The following is a 15,321-nucleotide window of genomic DNA, read 5'->3' on the forward strand; positions in this document are numbered from 1 at the left end:
GATTGATTTAATTTGTTTCTTTTAAGAACAAATTTCGCTTCTCGTTAGTTTTATGTAGAAATTGTTATTTGAATTGCATAAAGATTCATTACTGACGCTCTATGGTTAAATATAGCTAACGAAAACACCAACGTATCATGCTAGATGTTATATTTGATATATCATTTAACTTAAACAGAACAACATGAAAAAGATTTTATTAGTAATTGTAGTTGTGTTTACGTCTTTTACAGGCGTACGGGCACAGAATTTTTTGGGTGACTTTGCCAAAACAATGGTTGGTTTGACGGTAAATTACAAAGGTGCCGAAATATCAGCATTGCTTAATCAGCACTACGGTGTGCCTATGAATACACTCAATAGTTTGTATGTATCATACAATAACAATTGGGGAGATGTGGCAGCAACGCTCGAATTGAGTAACTATTTGAACAGACCCGTGTATGATGTGTACAGCTGTTATAACAAGAACAAGGGTAAAGGCTGGGGCGTTATTGCCAAAGAGATGGGCATTAAGCCCGGTTCCGATCAGTTTAAGAGACTGAAAAGTCAGATGAGTCAGAAAGATTCTTATTGGAAAAATACGTTTAAAGATTATGGTAAGAAAAAAAATCCTAAAGTTGCTTACAAGAAGAGAACAGCTTTAAAGTCAGATCTTTATAGAGATTTTGATAAGAAGTCCAAAGAGATGAAGGGCAACGATAAGGCAAAAGGAAAGAAAGAGAATAAAGGCAATAAGAATAAGAGCAAACATGCCAACAATGGCAGGTAGCATTTATTAGCCCTCGAATACGCGCTAAATTTGTTGTGCGCGGAAAGTTTATAGGATGTGCACAGAAAGCAAATTCGCTGTGCACATCCTATTTTCTTTTTGTGCGGGGCTTGTCAATGATGGATGCCACGGTAGCATCGCCTGTTACGTTGACGGAAGTGCGAAGCATATCGAGCGGTCTGTCTACACCCAATATCAACGCCAGTCCGTCGGCCGGAATACCCACGGACGACAGCACCATGGTTAGTATGACGTAGCTGCCTCCGGGAATGGCCGGCGTACCGATGGATGAAATGGTGGTGAGCAGCACAATGGCAATAAGTTCACTCCAGCCCAGATGAATGTGCATAACCTGGGCAATGAATACAACCGCTATGGCCTGATAACAACTCGTTCCGTCCATGTTAATGGTTGTTCCAACGGGCAGAACGAAGGAGGTGATTTCTTTTGATATGCCCAAATCCCTTTCGGTTGTTTCCATGTTCAGCGGCAAAGTGGCAGCGCTGGAGCTGGTTGTAAAGGCCAGTAGTTGAACCGGATACATGTTGCGAATAAAATGTTTGGTTTGGATCCGTGTAAACAGATGAACCAACAAAGGATAAAACACAAAGATAAGCAGCAGTAATCCCGCAATTACCGTAAGGGTGTACATGCCCAATGCTGCGAAAATGCTGAGATTACTTGAGTTATCGGCCACAAGTGCCGCCATGAGGGCAAACACGCCGTAAGGTGCAAAACGAATGATGTAATCCACCATTTTCAGAATAATATCATAAAGCGAATCAACGACCTTTAAGACAGCTTTGGTTTTCTCTTTAGGTAAACTGATGGCTGCTATCCCGAAAAAGATGGCGAAGAAGATAACCTGCAACATTTTGCTGTTGTTGCTCGATGCGGCAAAAAGATTATCGGGAACGATGTCATTTAAGAACGATAATGGCCCCTGTTCGCTTGTCGATTCGGCAGCCGACATTTTCTCATTCACCACATGCTGGTAGCTTTCTTTCATCTGACTTGCCACGGCAGCATCAACAAAATTACCCGGTTTTACTGACAGCACCAAAGCTAGTCCCACAAGTATGGCGCAAACGGTAGTGCTCATATATATAAGAAGAGCTTTCAGTCCGATTTGTGAAAACCGCCGTATGTCTTCAATGCCCGTAACACCTTTGATGAGTGAAACCAATACCAGTGGCACGGCAATGAGTTGAAGCATTCGGATGAAGATGTTTCCCCAAGGTTTTATCCACAACTGAACCACCTCTCCTTGCCCGAATGAGATAAAAAGCATGCCGGTTGCTATTCCGGCTATCATGCCAACCAGTATTTTTATGTATAACGGAATGCTTGCTATGTTTCCTTTTGGTCTTATTTTCATTCTTTTGCCGATTAAATTGATAGGTATTTATTTTATTGAAAAGCAAATATACACAAATAATGCTTTTTTTAGCAAAACTATCTATGAAAGAGATATTTCTTTTAGCTGCAACGCATCAGGCAATGCCTAATTCTTACGCTTGATAATGTTAATTGTTAACACAAATACCTTTTATTGTTAACAGGATGATAATAGGTTTAAACCTTGTTATATTTCCCTCTAAAAAGCATCTGTAATTTGCTGATAATCAAATTATGCCTATATTTGAATAGTTTTTTTTCATAGGATTAGATTTTAAGGTTAACAAAAGGATAAGCTGCCCGTGAGGGTGGCTTTTTCTTTTTCTAGTGCTTTATTTGATAATCAAGCATCTTATGTGCCTGGTTTTGGCTGTTTCACATTATAATGCTACATTTACGCCCAAAACAAAATACCATGAATTCTCTACCGGAAATAGAATCGACCTATCGGTCACAGCTGCTAGAAACGCAACAACGCATCGCCTCGGCCAAACAACAGATATACCGCATTGCTCTTTTACGAATTTCGGTCTTTGCCGGAGGGGTTGTGGCTACAGTGTATGCATGGCCTTTGGGTGCCGTGGTAGTTGTGCCTGTTATGCTGCTTTTTCTTGTTGCCTTTTTATACCTTGTTAAGGTTCACAACCGTTGTTTTTATAAGAAAGACTACCTTGAAAAGAAAGCGGAAGTCAATGCGCAGGAGTTGCAGGCACTTGGCTACGACTTTTCAGCATTCAATGCGGGCGAAGAGTTTATTGACCCGGCGCACAGCTATTCATACGACCTCGATTTGTTTGGTAACTCCTCTCTTTTTCAGTCGCTTAACCGTACGGTGATTCGTCGCGGAGAACTGACTCTGGCAGAGTGGATGAAGCACCCGCTGCTAAAAAAAGGAGCCATCATTAATAGGCAAGAGGCTGTTCAGGAGCTGACTGCCAATCGGGTTTTCCGCCAGAAATTTCGCGTGCTGGGTTTGCTTTACAAAGGCAAGCTGGCCGATGAGGATGAAATCAGGCAATGGGCGCAATCGCCTTCGCGGTATTACCAAAAAAGAGTGCCGAAGCTGCTTTCTGTTTTAATACCTGTGGCTAATGCAATCACTCTGTCCCTGCTCTTACTAGACGTCATCCCTGCTAGTCTTTTTGTGTTGCAAGTCGTTATTTTTGCGTTGGCAAGCACTATTTATTCCAGAAACATCACCAAAATCCAGTCGGTTTACGGTGCGAAGATGCAAATTCTGAACACCCATTCCAAACTGATAGAGCTCATTGAAAATCAATATTTCCGTACTGCCAATCTTGGCCAACTGCAATTGCGTTTCAAGCAAGGCAATCATTCGGCCTGCCTGGCGGTGCATAAATTGAGCAAGCTGCTTAACGGACTTGATCAGCGCAACAATATCTTGGTTGCTTTTGTGCTCAACGGACTTATGTTTTGGGAGTTGCGACAGATGATGCACATCGAGGCATGGAAAGAAGCTCACGCTTCGCAACTACCCGACTGGCTCGATGCGCTGGGCGAGATGGATGCGTATTGTTCACTGGCCACTTTTGCCTACAATCATCCCGATTATGTGTACCCTCGCGTGGCTGTCGATACGTTTTGCATGAAGGCAACCGCTATGGGGCATCCGCTAATGCGCCGTGACAAATGTGTGCGAAATGATGTGTGCATCACCGCCCAGCCGGCTTTCCTGGTGGTAACAGGTGCCAACATGGCAGGCAAGAGTACGTATCTGCGCACGGTGGGCGTTAACTACCTGATGGCATGTGCCGGTTTCCCTGTGTGGGCCGATGAGATGGAGGTCTACCCCGCCCAACTGGCTACGAGTTTGCGAACAACCGATTCGCTGAATGAAAACGAATCTTATTTCTTTGCAGAGTTGAAGCGCCTGAAAAGCATCATTGATCGTAGGTTGGCGGGCGACGAACTGTTTATCATTCTCGATGAGATACTGAAAGGAACTAACTCAATCGATAAACAGAAAGGTTCGCTGGCATTGATTAAACAATTTATGACTTTGCAGGTAAACGGTATCATTGCTACGCACGACCTTCAATTAGGGACGTTGGCCGATGTGTATCCGGGACAAATTAAGAACTATTGCTTCGAGGCCGACATAACCCATAATGAATTAACCTTCTCCTATCGAATAAGAGAAGGGGTTGCGCAAAACATGAATGCATGCTTTTTGATGAAAAAGATGGGTATTGCTATCGCTTAACGGACACGAAATGTGCCTTTTTTCGTGGTGCTTGAAAAAGGCCATTGTTGAAATAATGTTTCGCACAAACAAGTGCTTTGTGTTTATAAAATTGACGGTTTACAAATTCCATATACACCCGGGTGTACACCTCTCCTACACCCGGATCTACAAACTTTATACACCCCCGTGTATAGTGCCTGTACACCCGGATGTACACAGCTTTTCCGCACAAGCAAATAAATAGATTAAAACCGCCTTTTTGTTTATATATAATTTGCTATTTACTCTTTCTATATGTAACGTATGCTTGAAAAATAAGTGTGATACTTGGTGATACTTGGTGACACTTTTTTTTAGCCAAGTGTCACACAGAATAATCTGATTATCAAGTTGTTACAAGGTTGGTGATACTTGGTGATACTTCTTTTTATACTTTTTATGTAGGCGTTGGGCAGCGAAGAATAAAAAAAGGCACTTACAATCACTGTAAATGCCTGATAATCACTTGAGCGGCAAATGGGATTCGAACCCACGACCCTCAGCTTGGGAAGCTGATGCTCTGCCAACTGAGCTACTGCCGCAGCGCTATGTACTCTATTAAAACGATGCAAAGGTAAGTATATATTTGAATTAATACGCATTTTAACCAAAAAAAAGCAAGTAAAAATACTACCTTTGCTTCCGATATTAGTAAGATAATACATGAAACAAATCATATTGATAACCGGTGGGGCACGCTCCGGAAAAAGTAAACACGCTGAGAAACTGGCACTTACGTTGTCTGATAATCCGGTCTACTTAGCCACGGCCCGTATTTGGGACGATGAATTCAAGCAACGCGTGCTTCGGCATCAGCGCGACAGGGGGCTCGAGTGGACTAATCTGGAGGAGGAAAAGTGGCTCAGCAGTCATTCTCTAACTAACCGAGTGGTACTTATTGATTGTGTAACGCTGTGGTGTACCAATTTCTTTTTTGACCTGCAGGCTGATGTTGACAAGGCTTTGCAAGCGGTGAAGGAGGAGTTCGATAAGCTGGTGAGCCAAGAGGCTACTTTTATTTTTGTGACCAACGAAATAGGCATGGGAGCTACTTCGGAAAATGAAATTCAACGGAAATTCACCGACCTGCAAGGGTGGGTAAACCAGTACATTGCCGCACGGGCAGATAAAGTGGTGCTTATGGTGTCGGGCATTCCGGTCAACGTGAAAGAATAATCTATGCAAACTCAAAATAGAACAAGAATGAAAACATTTCAAATTCATAAACCCGACGAAGCAATCCGTCCGCTTTTAATAGACAAAATCAATAACCTTACCAAACCCAAAGGGTCGCTGGGGCGACTGGAGGAACTGGCTTTGCAGGTGGGACTGATTCAGCAATCGCTCGAACCCGAATTACGTAATCCTCAAAATATTATTTTTGCTGCCGATCACGGCATTGTTGACGAAGGGGTGAGCTTTTCACCCAAAGAGGTTACCTGGCAACAAATCAGTAACTTCCTTCGCGGTGGTGCCGGGGTCAACTTCTTCTGTCGTCAGCATGGCTTCGAACTGAAGATTGTAGATGCAGGGGTCGATTATGATTTCCCTGCCGGAAAGGGAATCATCGATTTCAAGGTGCGCAAGGGAACCCGAAACTTTTTGTATGAAGCGGCTATGACTCGTGAGGAGGCCGATTTGTGTATAGAACGTGGTGCGGAAGTAGTGAGACTGTGCCACAGTGAAGGGTGCAATGTCATTAGCTTTGGCGAAATGGGCATTGGTAACACGTCTCCTTCTTCCATGTGGATGTCATGCCTCACGGGAATCCCGTTGGAGCAATGTGTGGGGGCCGGTAGCGGACTAAGCAGTGAGGGGGTGCAACGCAAGTACAGTGTGTTGAAGCAATCGCTTGAACGATATACGGGTAACGGTGCGGCAGAAGATGTGATGTGTTATTTCGGCGGACTGGAAATGGTCATGGCCGTGGGCGCCATGTTGCAGGCGGCGGAACTGAATATGGTTATTTTGGTGGATGGTTTCATTATGACTAACTGTATGCTGATGGCTTCCAAGTTTTATCCTGCCGTACTGAATTATGCCATATTTGGTCATCAGGGTGATGAAACCGGACATAAACTGTTACTTAATGCCATGAATGTTAACCCCTTAATAAACATGGGTTTACGTCTGGGTGAAGGTACCGGTGCTATTTGTGCTTATCCGCTTATTGATTCGGCGGTGAGGATGATTAATGAGATGGATAATTTTGCCCATGCGGCAGTGACTAAATACTTTGAATAATGGGCTATCGTATACTGGCGGCTTTTATCTTCTTCACTCGTTTACCTTTCTGGCGCTTGGCGCAGGTGCCGGCCGAATGTTATAAAACGGTGGTTAACTATTGGCCTTTGGCGGGCTGGTTAACGGGAGGGGTATTGGCGTCGGTGTTGTGGTTGTCGGCTCAAATACTTCCCTACTCCGTGGCTGTCATACTAGCCTTAGCGGGACGGCTATTGCTTACCGGTTGTTTGCATGAAGACGGACTGGCGGATTTCTTCGACGGCTTGGGTGGTGGCACTTCGCGTGAGCGGATTTTGGCCATCATGAAGGATTCGTTTATCGGGAGCTACGGGGTAACGGGGCTCGTTGTTTATTTTGCTTTGCTCTTTTCGCTGTTGCATGCATTACCTCTTCCGTTGGCTTGTGCGGCGGTGCTGGCTGGTGATCCGTGGGGAAAGTTCTCTGCGGCACAGCTCGTCAATTTCTTGCCTTATGCCCGGCGCGAGGAAGACAGCAAAGCGAAGGTGGTGTATAATAAAATGTCGGTAGGGACTTTTATCTTTGCTTTGCTGACCGGTGTCTTGCCCGCCGTTTTGTTTCTGCCTTATCAATATGTAGCAGCCGCACTGTTTTCACTTCTTACGATTGCCCTGCTCATTGTGTTCCTGAAACGGAAGTTACAAGGGTATACGGGCGATTGCTGTGGTGCGGCATTTTTGTTGTGCGAACTGAACTTTTATTTGGGAATAAACATTCTATATCATTACTACGTTGTTTAAGCATTATGGAAATATATCTAATCAGACATACCTCGGTGGATGTACCGCCACACACCTGTTACGGACAAACGGATGTTCCGTTGAAAGATAGTTTTCAAAAAGAAGCAGAAGTTGTTTCCCGGAAAATAAAGGATTTAACGTTCGACGGAGTGTACACCAGTCCGCTGTCTCGTTGTGTGCACTTGGCTAATTATTGCGGATATTCCTCTGCTCTGCGTGACGACCGACTGATGGAAATGAACTTCGGCGAATGGGAAATGAAGCATTACGATGAAATACGTGATCCGCGTTTGCAGGAATGGTATAAAGACTTTATGCACGTAACTGTTCCCGGTGGTGAATCTTTCAAGGACCAATACAAACGTGTAGCCGATTTTCTGGATGAACTGCGCGTATTGCCTTACGAACGTGTTGCCTTATTTGCTCACGGAGGTGTGTTGATATGCGCACAGGTGTACGCCGGTGTGGTTCCGTTTGAAGAGGCATTCAGTTCTCTTACTCCTTATGGAGGCATTGTGCGTATTAATCTTTGATTATTCCTTTTATTCCTTGCAATTGCTCTCGTCGGACGTGCAACTGTCGCACGTGCCCGAACAGAGGTTACTACTCTCCATAGCGTCGGTCACGGTGAATGGATGCAGTTTGTTTTGCTTGTACAATAGCAGGTTTTGTGTTAAATCTGTTCCACTGCTTTTATATACTTGTATGCCGTTCTCAACAAAAAGGTTGAGGGCAAGCAGCTGAATTTGTGAGGTTAGTACAGCTGCAATTCCCATTTCTTTCATCTGTTTGGTAATTTTACTTCCGGGCGGTATAATGGTGCGCCAGGGAATAAAACAGCAAGTTTCTGCATCAGAGGCCTCGGGATCAAATATGCATACGTGGGTAGTCTTGTTAAATCCTTCGGCAATCAGTTTGTTATCGTATACGGGTATGATCAGTTTCATCTGTTTCTACTATTAGTCCGTTTTTAATTTTGATAATCTCATTGGCCATGCGCCGGGCCTCGGGCAGGTCATGTGTAACCATGATGCTGGTTGAGTTGAGGTATTCGTGCGCCTTGAGTATTTCGCTTTGCAATGCCTCACGCATTTCCTGATCAATGGATGACAGCGGCTCATCGAGCAGTAATATCTGTGGGGAAGAAGCTAATGCTCTTGCCAGTGCTACCCGTTGTTTTTGTCCGCCCGATAGTTTGCCGGGTTTCTGTGTTGCCAGTCCTTTCATTCCGAAAATATCCAGCAGTTCGTTTATATGAGTTGGGTTGTGTGCACGTTGCGCATAGCCTATGTTTTGCGCCACCGTCATGTTGGGAAAGAGTGCCAGGTCTTGAAACATGTAGGCGATGCTTCGTTGTTGGGGTTTGAGGTTGATGCGGGCGGTGGAGTCAAACCAAGTTTTGCCGCCTACTCGTATCACTCCTTCGTCGGGTGTGAGTAGTCCGGAAAGTATTCGGAGTAATGTAGTTTTCCCTGAGCCCGAATGTCCCACCAAGCAGATAAAGTCGCCGCCGGAAATTTCTCTCCGGATGTTCAGCATGTTTTTGCCTTCGGTAGTGGTCATTTCTTTTCGTACGTCAATGTAGATAGATTCTTTCATGTGTTCAGTTTGTTTTTTTGTTAATACTGTAGATTACTGTCAGTATGACAAATGAAATGAGAAATAGAATCAATGCGTATTGATTGGCGGCACTGTAGTTCAGCGCCTGCACTTCATCATACAGAGCGATAGAGGCTACCCGGGTTTCGCCGGGCATGTTACCGCCTACCATTAAAACGATGCCGAACTCGCCTATGCAATGGGCAAAGGTCATGGCAACTGCCGTGATTACGCTTCCTCGTATGTTGGGCAAAAGCACTTTGAAAAAAGTGGTTGTGGCCGATTTACCCATGGTATATGATGCTTCGCGCAAACTAACGGGTAGTGCGGACAGACCGTTTTGTAAGGGCTGTATCATGTAAGGTAATGAGCAGAGTATGCTGGCAATGAGTATGCCGGTGAAGCTGAATGCCAGTCGCACATCAAACCATTCTTCCAGGGTTTTACCAAAGGCATGTTGCGGACTGTAGGCTACTAGTATATAAAATCCCAATACGGTGGGGGGTAACACCATAGGCATAGAGATCAGGGCTTCTGCAACTGCCTTGAGCCGAAAACGCGAAAATGCCAGAAAATAAGCAATCGGCAGGCCTGTTACCAACAGAATAATTGTGGTAAGACTTGCCAGTTTTCCGGTTGTAAGTAGTGTGCTTATAAACTCGTTCTCCATAATTTGTTGTCGTTATAAATTAAAAAGATATCGACGGGCTAAAAAATCAACGATGTTTGTACAGTCCAAGTAACTCAGATTCGGTGAGGGAACGTTTTAGTTTGTCGGACGTCTTCTTTACTTCGTTGAGCATCTTGATGCTTTCGCGTTCCGTCAGGTTGCAGCCTTTAGATGACAGGAAACTGCACAAAGCCCTACTGCCGCTATGTTTACCGAAAACAAATGGTTCCTCACTCCTGCCTACACTTAACGCATCAATAATCTGATAGGTGTTTCTATCGGTTAGCAGGCATTGCGTGTGTATGCCCGATTCGTGACTAATGGCGTATTTGCCCGTAATGGGTTTCATATCAGACAGGCTGCGATTGGAAGCTTGCTGCACAAAAGACGATAGTTCCGTTAGGTATCGGGTTTGAATACCGGTTTCAATACGAGAACTAAGTTGAAGTGCCATGATGACTTCTTCGAGTACGGCATTTCCCGACCTTTCGCCCAATCCGTTAACAGTTACGCTGGCTGCATCGGCACCCGACAATAAAGCGGTGACCGTGTTAGCGGTTGCCATGCCCAAATCGTTGTGTCCGTGAAATTCAAAAGGAACCGCCGGATATTCTTTTTTTAGCTTGCCAAACAGTGATGCAACGCTTAGCGGGTTCAGAATGCCAACTGTATCGGCTATGCGGATGCGTGCTGCTCCGTAAAGCATGGCATGACCAATGAAATCGGTCAGAAAAGAGGGACCGCTTCGGGAAGCATCTTGTGCACCTATTGTTACGTAGTCAAATCGGCCGGCTGCGTAATTGAGCATTTCTTTGAGCTGTGTGATCACCCATAGTTCGTTTTTTCCCAAAGCACGCAGGTGAATGGAAGAAACGGGAAACGAGATATGTACACCTTGTACTCCTGTTTCTGCCGCACGGTCAATGTCTTGCGGCAAAGCTCTGCACCAGGCTAGACATTTGAAAGAGAAACCCGCCCCAACCAATGTTTTGATGTTTTCCTTTTCTTTTGTCGATATGGCGGGCGTGCCTATTTCTACTTCGGGCACAGCGGCGTTGTGGAGTAAGCCGGCAATCTTCAGCTTCTCTTCCAATGAGAACACTACGCCGGCGGCTTGTTCGCCGTCACGCAGTGTAGTATCAATAATATGTGCTTGGGGATGTTTCATTCTGAAATCAGGTATTTTTCGCAAGCCTCTCCTTCTTCGAGCGCATCGAGGATCTCGTCTATTGCCTCTTCTGTTTCTACGCAGCCGTACCAGAAGTTATTCGGATGAACAACGATGACCGGTCCCTGCGAGCATAAGTTTAAGCAGCCTGTAGTCGACACAGCCACGTCGAGTCCTCTGTCGTTACATTCTTCCATGATGTATTGCAGCAGAGACGATGCTCCCTTTTTGTTGCAGGCTCCTTGTGCCTCTCCACTCAGACGGAAAGAGTTGCATACTAAAATGTGGTAATTGGGCTTTTTCATTTTGTCAGATTTTAATTTGTTAGTACTTTATGAATGATAGTGTTGTTATAATAGTTTGCCGTGTTGATCAGGCGCAACCTTGTGCGTTTCCGCTACAGCCGCTGCCACAGCGAAAAGCATCTGCTTTCTTGATGCTGCGTATGGGCAGGTTATTGTATATCCCATCAAGTCCTTCGTCAATCATTCCGGTCATCTGTACTACACGGATGCCGCATTCTTTGAGAATGGAAGCAGGATTCTCTCCGACCCCTGCAACAAGTATGGCACGACAGTCTATCAACAATCTGGCCACATCAATCCATCTCTGATCGCCTCCTCCTTTATCTGGCATTTCACGTTCTTCTACGTATTGGAATCCATTAGGTGTTTGGCGGAAGATGTAAACAGATTTGGCTTCACCAAGATGGAGGTTAACCAGATGTCCTTCGTAAGTTGCCACAGCTACATAAGGTCTGCTTTCTTCCCCTGTTTCAACACTCGATGATACTTGTTGCAGAATGGTATAAGCCTCTTTCATGTCTTGCCCCAAGAGTCCGGCTGCATCGGCCCGGCATCTGGCACAATGTGTCATGATGGGCAGGTGGTGTTTGGCTTCGGCACGTACACGGAAAATCATCTTTTGGTCGGGCTTCGGCATATCCTCAAAATTAGAACCGGCCGTAGGTATCAGTGGCATGCAATTGATGAGGTCTGCCCCCAACCCTTTTACTACCCGAGTTGTTTCGTCAATATGGCGGTCATTAATACCCGGAATAATGATGAAGTTAATTTTCACCGTTATGCCTTTGGCCTTGAGCAAGGGAATGCAAGCTAATTGTTTTTCCAATAACAGGGCGGCGGCCTCTTCTCCCCGATATACTTTCTTGTTGTATCTGACCCAGCGATATATTTTTGAGGTTATATCGGTTCGTACGCCATTGATGGTGAGGGTGACATGTGTTACGTCTAAAGCAGCGATCTCATCAATGTAAGGTTCTAAATTCAGTCCGTTGGTCGATAGGCAGAATATTTTATCCGGGAATTCAGCTTTTACAGCTCGGAGAGTTTTTAGCACTTCGTCGGGGTTAGCAAAGGGGTCACCGGGTCCTGCTATGCCAACTACAGAAATGTTAGGAATGTGCTTATTCAATTCTTTCAGATAAGTTACCGCCTTAAACGGATCTAGTACGGAAGAGGTTACTCCCGGTCTGCTTTCGTTGACACAATCGTATTTCCGGTTGCAATAGTTGCACTGAATGTTGCATCGGGGGGCAACAGGAAGGTGAACGCGTGCATGTGTATGCCTGGCTTCCACATCGAAACAAGGATGTTTCGCTATATCGTTTTTTGTAATAACTTTAACCATGATTCTTCGTTTTATTAATGATCAATTACATGTATTTGTAGCCGATAGGCGAATGTTCTTGTTTGTATTCCAACAAAGCATTCACTATCCTGTCAAATAATTGCTGGGCACCGGAATAAAAAAGATGTTCCATGCGAGGGCCGCCTACGCGGTCGTGTATGGGAAATCCTACACGAATTAACGGGATGCCTAGTTCGCGTGCAATGTAATACCCTTTGCTGCTTCCAATTAGTAAGTCGGGTTTTGTTTCCTGAATTACTTCGCGTATCGATTCAAAATCGGCTCCGTTCATCACTTGTATGTGTGATGGATCTTCGACTACGGCTTCTATCTCTTCTTTTAAAAGACCGCTTTCGCCACCCGAGGCTACGATAACAGGAATAATACCTATTTCGCTCAGGAAAGAAACCAGACCCGACACCATGTCTTCATCACCAATGACAATTGCCTTTTTGCCGAATACATATTTATGCCCGTCGATGTACGAATCAACCAGTCGTCCTCTCTGGAGTTTGTATTTTTCAGTAATCTTCTTACCCGAAATGGTTTCAATGGTTTCTATAAAATGATCTGTAGCATCAATTCCGATAGGCATTCTCATTCTGTGATTGGGTACATCGCAATGTTCTTCAAGCCATTCACCCGCAGTGGTGATTGTTTTTGTTTTACGAATTCGTCCGGTCAATGCTCCCTTGTTGAGTATGGTGCCAAACTCGATGCTGGCTCTGGCACCTCCCGTCATCCTGATGTGATTGAGCGGTGTTCCGCCTTCGGGTACTAAGTGATAATCTTTCCAGAAAGGATTATCGAGCGAGGCGGAATAGTCGGGCAGCAAGACGTATTCTATACCCGATACTGTGAGCATTTCCTTGAGGTTACGTAAATCGGCCGGCGAAACAAAACCCGGAAAGAGATTGATGTGTGCACCGCTCTTTGTATTCTTGTCGGCTAGTGTTGCTACAGCGGCGTATACTGCTTCGTGAAACCCATCCATGTGGCTACCCTGATAGCTGGGTGTTGAGGCATGAATAAAGACGGGCAGCAGTGGGTTTTCTTCATTTGCTTGTTTGTATTCGGCCACAAGTGCGTTTACATCTTCACCTATTGTTTCGGCCAAACAGGTTGTGGCTATGCCTATTACTTGGGGACTATATTGCCTGATAACATTGTTTATGCCTTCGATAAAATTCCGGTTACCTCCGTAAATAGTGGTTGTTTCACTGAAGTTTGACGAAGCAATGTCCACCGGTTCTTTATAATGGCTTATCATATATCGGCGAATGTAAGTGGCACATCCCTGCGATCCGTGTATCATAGGCACACAACCTTCTATTCCCTTAAATACCACAGAGGCTCCCAGTGGTGCGCAAAGTTTGCACGCATTGCGTGAAGAGGCATAGGGTGTTTTTTTATTTTCTGTTGTCGATTGCATAACGTTCTGTTTTTATCTGACATATTTCCAAACCGGACTCATCACGGTTCCGTATACTTCCTTAGCAAAGTTTAGCATGCCTTCGTAACCGGCCAATGCTTCTTTGCGCTCGTGATTGTGATCACAAAATCCCAATCCGATTTTGTATGCGATGGGGCGCTCTTTTACACCGCCAATAAACAAATCGGCTTGTTTTTCCTTCACAAAGGCAGACAGTTCAACAGGATTTGAGTCGTCAACAACGATGGTGTCTTCGTCACAAAGTTCCTGAATCAGTTTATAATCGTCTTTGTCGCCCGTTTGCGAGCCTACAATTACTGTTTTAACGCCAATCAGCCTCAATGCTTTGACCAACGATATGGCTTTGAAAGCACCACCAACGTAGATCGCTGCTTTTTTACCGTTCAATGCCTTTTTATAGGGAGCTAAAGCAGGAAGCAGGCGTCCCAATTCTTCTTTAACGATAGTACGGGCTTGCTGAAGCAAATCATCGCTTTGAAAGAAGTTAGCTACTTCATACAAAGCGTCACTCATGTCTTCAATACCAAAATAAGATACTCTCATGAAAGGCACACCGTATGTTTCTTTCATCATTTTGGCCAGATGCATCATAGAGCCCGAACACTGAACTACATTCAATGAAGCGCGGTGGGCGTTGCAAATATCATCCACTCTTCCGTCGCCGGTGATAGTTGCATTCACATGAATGCCCATCCGTTTGTAATAATCGAGTAGAATCCATAACTCACCTGCCAAATTAAAATCACCCAAAATGTTGATTGAGTATTTGGGTATCGGACGGTTTTGTGTGCCTACCAACTGAAAAAGAGATTCACAAGCAATGCGATAGCCGTCTTTTTTTGATCCCTGAAATCCGGGTGCTTGTACCGGAATGACCGGAATTCCTTTTTCCCGGCTCATCTCCTTGCAGACTGCTTCCACATCATCGCCGATGACTCCAACAATACATGTGGTGTACACAAAAGCAGCTTTTGGCTTGTGTAACTCTATTAATTCATCAAGTGAAGCATGTAACTTAGCAGTTCCACCAAAAACAACGTCTCTTTCTCTCAAGTCAGTTGAGAAACTGAGCCGGTGCAGTTCCGGTCCCGATGACAGTGATCCTCTGATGTCCCATGTATAAGCAGCACAACCAATAGGTCCGTGAATTAAATGAAGAGCGTCTGCTATGGGGTAGAGTACCACCCTTGAACCGCAAAAAACGCAGGCTCTTTGACTGACTGAACCTGCCAGACTGGCTTTTTCGCAGGCAATCACTTCGTGTGTATTGCCAACTCTGCCTATTTGATTCTTTCTTTCTTCTAACAGCGTGCTCATATTTCATGTCGTTTATAGAAATACTACAACGCTGCGAAGAGTGCAGC

15 protein-coding genes and 1 tRNA gene are annotated in these 15,321 nt (G+C 44.8%); 6 read left to right on the forward strand and 10 right to left on the reverse strand.

From position 1 onward, the window contains the following. Window positions 1-184 precede the first annotated feature (184 nt). Window positions 185-772, forward strand: a complete 588-nt coding sequence (locus C511_RS16925) for a hypothetical protein (RefSeq protein WP_024995530.1) — start codon at window positions 185-187, stop codon at window positions 770-772. A gap of 88 nt (window positions 773-860) precedes the next feature. On the opposite strand, the gene C511_RS0113385 is transcribed toward C511_RS16925, so the two are convergent. Beyond that, entirely contained in the window at window positions 861-2,150 is a 1,290-nt protein-coding gene (locus tag C511_RS0113385; protein ID WP_027318268.1) for a dicarboxylate/amino acid:cation symporter, read from the reverse strand. 435 nt (window positions 2,151-2,585) lie between these two features. On the opposite strand from C511_RS0113385, the gene C511_RS0113390 reads away from it, so the two are divergent. After that, a complete protein-coding gene (locus tag C511_RS0113390; RefSeq protein WP_027318269.1) occupies window positions 2,586-4,394 on the forward strand; it encodes a MutS family DNA mismatch repair protein in 1,809 nt (602 codons plus the stop codon). A gap of 490 nt (window positions 4,395-4,884) precedes the next feature. On the opposite strand, the gene C511_RS0113395 is transcribed toward C511_RS0113390, so the two are convergent. Then, a tRNA-Gly gene (locus C511_RS0113395) sits at window positions 4,885-4,957 on the reverse strand. Window positions 4,958-5,078: 121 nt separating this feature from the next. Here C511_RS0113395 and cobU point away from each other — a divergent pair. The 4 genes from cobU to cobC are packed head-to-tail and all read left to right on the forward strand — an operon-like array spanning window position 5,079 to window position 7,950. Further along, window positions 5,079-5,591 carry a bifunctional adenosylcobinamide kinase/adenosylcobinamide-phosphate guanylyltransferase gene (gene cobU, locus C511_RS0113400; RefSeq protein WP_027318270.1) on the forward strand — a complete coding sequence of 171 codons (513 nt, stop codon included), beginning with the start codon at window positions 5,079-5,081 and terminating at the stop codon, window positions 5,589-5,591. Between the two features lie 27 nt (window positions 5,592-5,618). Next, window positions 5,619-6,659 (forward strand): nicotinate-nucleotide--dimethylbenzimidazole phosphoribosyltransferase, encoded by a 1,041-nt coding sequence (gene cobT, locus C511_RS0113405; protein WP_024995533.1) that lies wholly within the window; start codon window positions 5,619-5,621, stop codon window positions 6,657-6,659. After that, window positions 6,659-7,417, forward strand: a complete 759-nt coding sequence (cobS, locus tag C511_RS0113410) for an adenosylcobinamide-GDP ribazoletransferase (RefSeq protein WP_034782503.1) — start codon at window positions 6,659-6,661, stop codon at window positions 7,415-7,417. The genes cobT and cobS overlap by 1 nt, the downstream gene beginning before the upstream one ends. A 5-nt stretch (window positions 7,418-7,422) precedes the next feature. After that, window positions 7,423-7,950, forward strand: a complete 528-nt coding sequence (gene cobC / locus C511_RS0113415) for an alpha-ribazole phosphatase (protein WP_024995535.1) — start codon at window positions 7,423-7,425, stop codon at window positions 7,948-7,950. A 9-nt stretch (window positions 7,951-7,959) separates the two neighbouring features. On the opposite strand, the gene C511_RS0113420 is transcribed toward cobC, so the two are convergent. The 8 genes from C511_RS0113420 to nifE all read right to left on the reverse strand — a co-directional run bounded on the left by C511_RS0113420 (window position 7,960) and on the right by nifE (window position 15,274). Then, window positions 7,960-8,364 (reverse strand): NifB/NifX family molybdenum-iron cluster-binding protein, encoded by a 405-nt coding sequence (locus tag C511_RS0113420; RefSeq protein WP_024995536.1) that lies wholly within the window; start codon window positions 8,362-8,364, stop codon window positions 7,960-7,962. Continuing rightward, entirely contained in the window at window positions 8,336-9,016 is a 681-nt protein-coding gene (locus tag C511_RS0113425) for an ABC transporter ATP-binding protein (RefSeq protein WP_027318272.1), read from the reverse strand. The genes C511_RS0113420 and C511_RS0113425 overlap by 29 nt, the downstream gene beginning before the upstream one ends. A gap of 4 nt (window positions 9,017-9,020) precedes the next feature. After that, on the reverse strand, window positions 9,021-9,686 hold the full coding sequence (modB, locus tag C511_RS0113430) for a molybdate ABC transporter permease subunit (protein ID WP_027318273.1): 666 nt from the start codon (window positions 9,684-9,686) through the stop codon (window positions 9,021-9,023). Between the two features lie 46 nt (window positions 9,687-9,732). Further along, window positions 9,733-10,854 (reverse strand): homocitrate synthase/isopropylmalate synthase family protein, encoded by a 1,122-nt coding sequence (locus C511_RS0113435; RefSeq protein ID WP_024995538.1) that lies wholly within the window; start codon window positions 10,852-10,854, stop codon window positions 9,733-9,735. Further along, on the reverse strand, window positions 10,851-11,159 hold the full coding sequence (locus C511_RS0113440) for a (2Fe-2S) ferredoxin domain-containing protein (protein WP_024995539.1): 309 nt from the start codon (window positions 11,157-11,159) through the stop codon (window positions 10,851-10,853). The genes C511_RS0113435 and C511_RS0113440 overlap by 4 nt, the downstream gene beginning before the upstream one ends. 67 nt (window positions 11,160-11,226) lie before the next feature. Further along, entirely contained in the window at window positions 11,227-12,504 is a 1,278-nt protein-coding gene (nifB, locus tag C511_RS0113445; protein WP_034782505.1) for a nitrogenase cofactor biosynthesis protein NifB, read from the reverse strand. A 25-nt stretch (window positions 12,505-12,529) separates the two neighbouring features. Continuing rightward, entirely contained in the window at window positions 12,530-13,936 is a 1,407-nt protein-coding gene (locus C511_RS0113450; RefSeq protein WP_024995541.1) for a nitrogenase component 1, read from the reverse strand. A gap of 12 nt (window positions 13,937-13,948) precedes the next feature. Beyond that, window positions 13,949-15,274, reverse strand: a complete 1,326-nt coding sequence (gene nifE / locus C511_RS0113455) for a nitrogenase iron-molybdenum cofactor biosynthesis protein NifE (RefSeq protein ID WP_024995542.1) — start codon at window positions 15,272-15,274, stop codon at window positions 13,949-13,951. Between the last annotated feature and the right edge of the window lie 47 nt (window positions 15,275-15,321).

Source organism: Bacteroides graminisolvens DSM 19988 = JCM 15093 (genome assembly GCF_000428125.1).
Lineage (GTDB): Bacteria > Bacteroidota > Bacteroidia > Bacteroidales > Bacteroidaceae > Bacteroides > Bacteroides graminisolvens.

What these genes read in the sequence shown, in the direction of transcription:
- C511_RS0113435 (WP_024995538.1), bottom strand. Translation starts at nt 10,854, where the DNA reads ATGAAACATCCCCAAGCACATATTATTGATACTACACTGCGTGACGGC.
- nifE (WP_024995542.1), bottom strand. Translation starts at nt 15,274, where the DNA reads ATGAGCACGCTGTTAGAAGAAAGAAAGAATCAAATAGGCAGAGTTGGC.
- C511_RS0113450 (WP_024995541.1), bottom strand. Translation starts at nt 13,936, where the DNA reads ATGCAATCGACAACAGAAAATAAAAAAACACCCTATGCCTCTTCACGC.
- C511_RS0113390 (WP_027318269.1), top strand. Translation starts at nt 2,586, where the DNA reads ATGAATTCTCTACCGGAAATAGAATCGACCTATCGGTCACAGCTGCTA.
- C511_RS0113425 (WP_027318272.1), bottom strand. Translation starts at nt 9,016, where the DNA reads ATGAAAGAATCTATCTACATTGACGTACGAAAAGAAATGACCACTACC.
- C511_RS0113440 (WP_024995539.1), bottom strand. Translation starts at nt 11,159, where the DNA reads ATGAAAAAGCCCAATTACCACATTTTAGTATGCAACTCTTTCCGTCTG.
- cobC (WP_024995535.1), top strand. Translation starts at nt 7,423, where the DNA reads ATGGAAATATATCTAATCAGACATACCTCGGTGGATGTACCGCCACAC.
- cobU (WP_027318270.1), top strand. Translation starts at nt 5,079, where the DNA reads ATGAAACAAATCATATTGATAACCGGTGGGGCACGCTCCGGAAAAAGT.
- cobT (WP_024995533.1), top strand. Translation starts at nt 5,619, where the DNA reads ATGAAAACATTTCAAATTCATAAACCCGACGAAGCAATCCGTCCGCTT.
- C511_RS16925 (WP_024995530.1), top strand. Translation starts at nt 185, where the DNA reads ATGAAAAAGATTTTATTAGTAATTGTAGTTGTGTTTACGTCTTTTACA.
- C511_RS0113420 (WP_024995536.1), bottom strand. Translation starts at nt 8,364, where the DNA reads ATGAAACTGATCATACCCGTATACGATAACAAACTGATTGCCGAAGGA.
- C511_RS0113385 (WP_027318268.1), bottom strand. Translation starts at nt 2,150, where the DNA reads ATGAAAATAAGACCAAAAGGAAACATAGCAAGCATTCCGTTATACATA.
- nifB (WP_034782505.1), bottom strand. Translation starts at nt 12,504, where the DNA reads ATGGTTAAAGTTATTACAAAAAACGATATAGCGAAACATCCTTGTTTC.
- modB (WP_027318273.1), bottom strand. Translation starts at nt 9,686, where the DNA reads ATGGAGAACGAGTTTATAAGCACACTACTTACAACCGGAAAACTGGCA.
- cobS (WP_034782503.1), top strand. Translation starts at nt 6,659, where the DNA reads ATGGGCTATCGTATACTGGCGGCTTTTATCTTCTTCACTCGTTTACCT.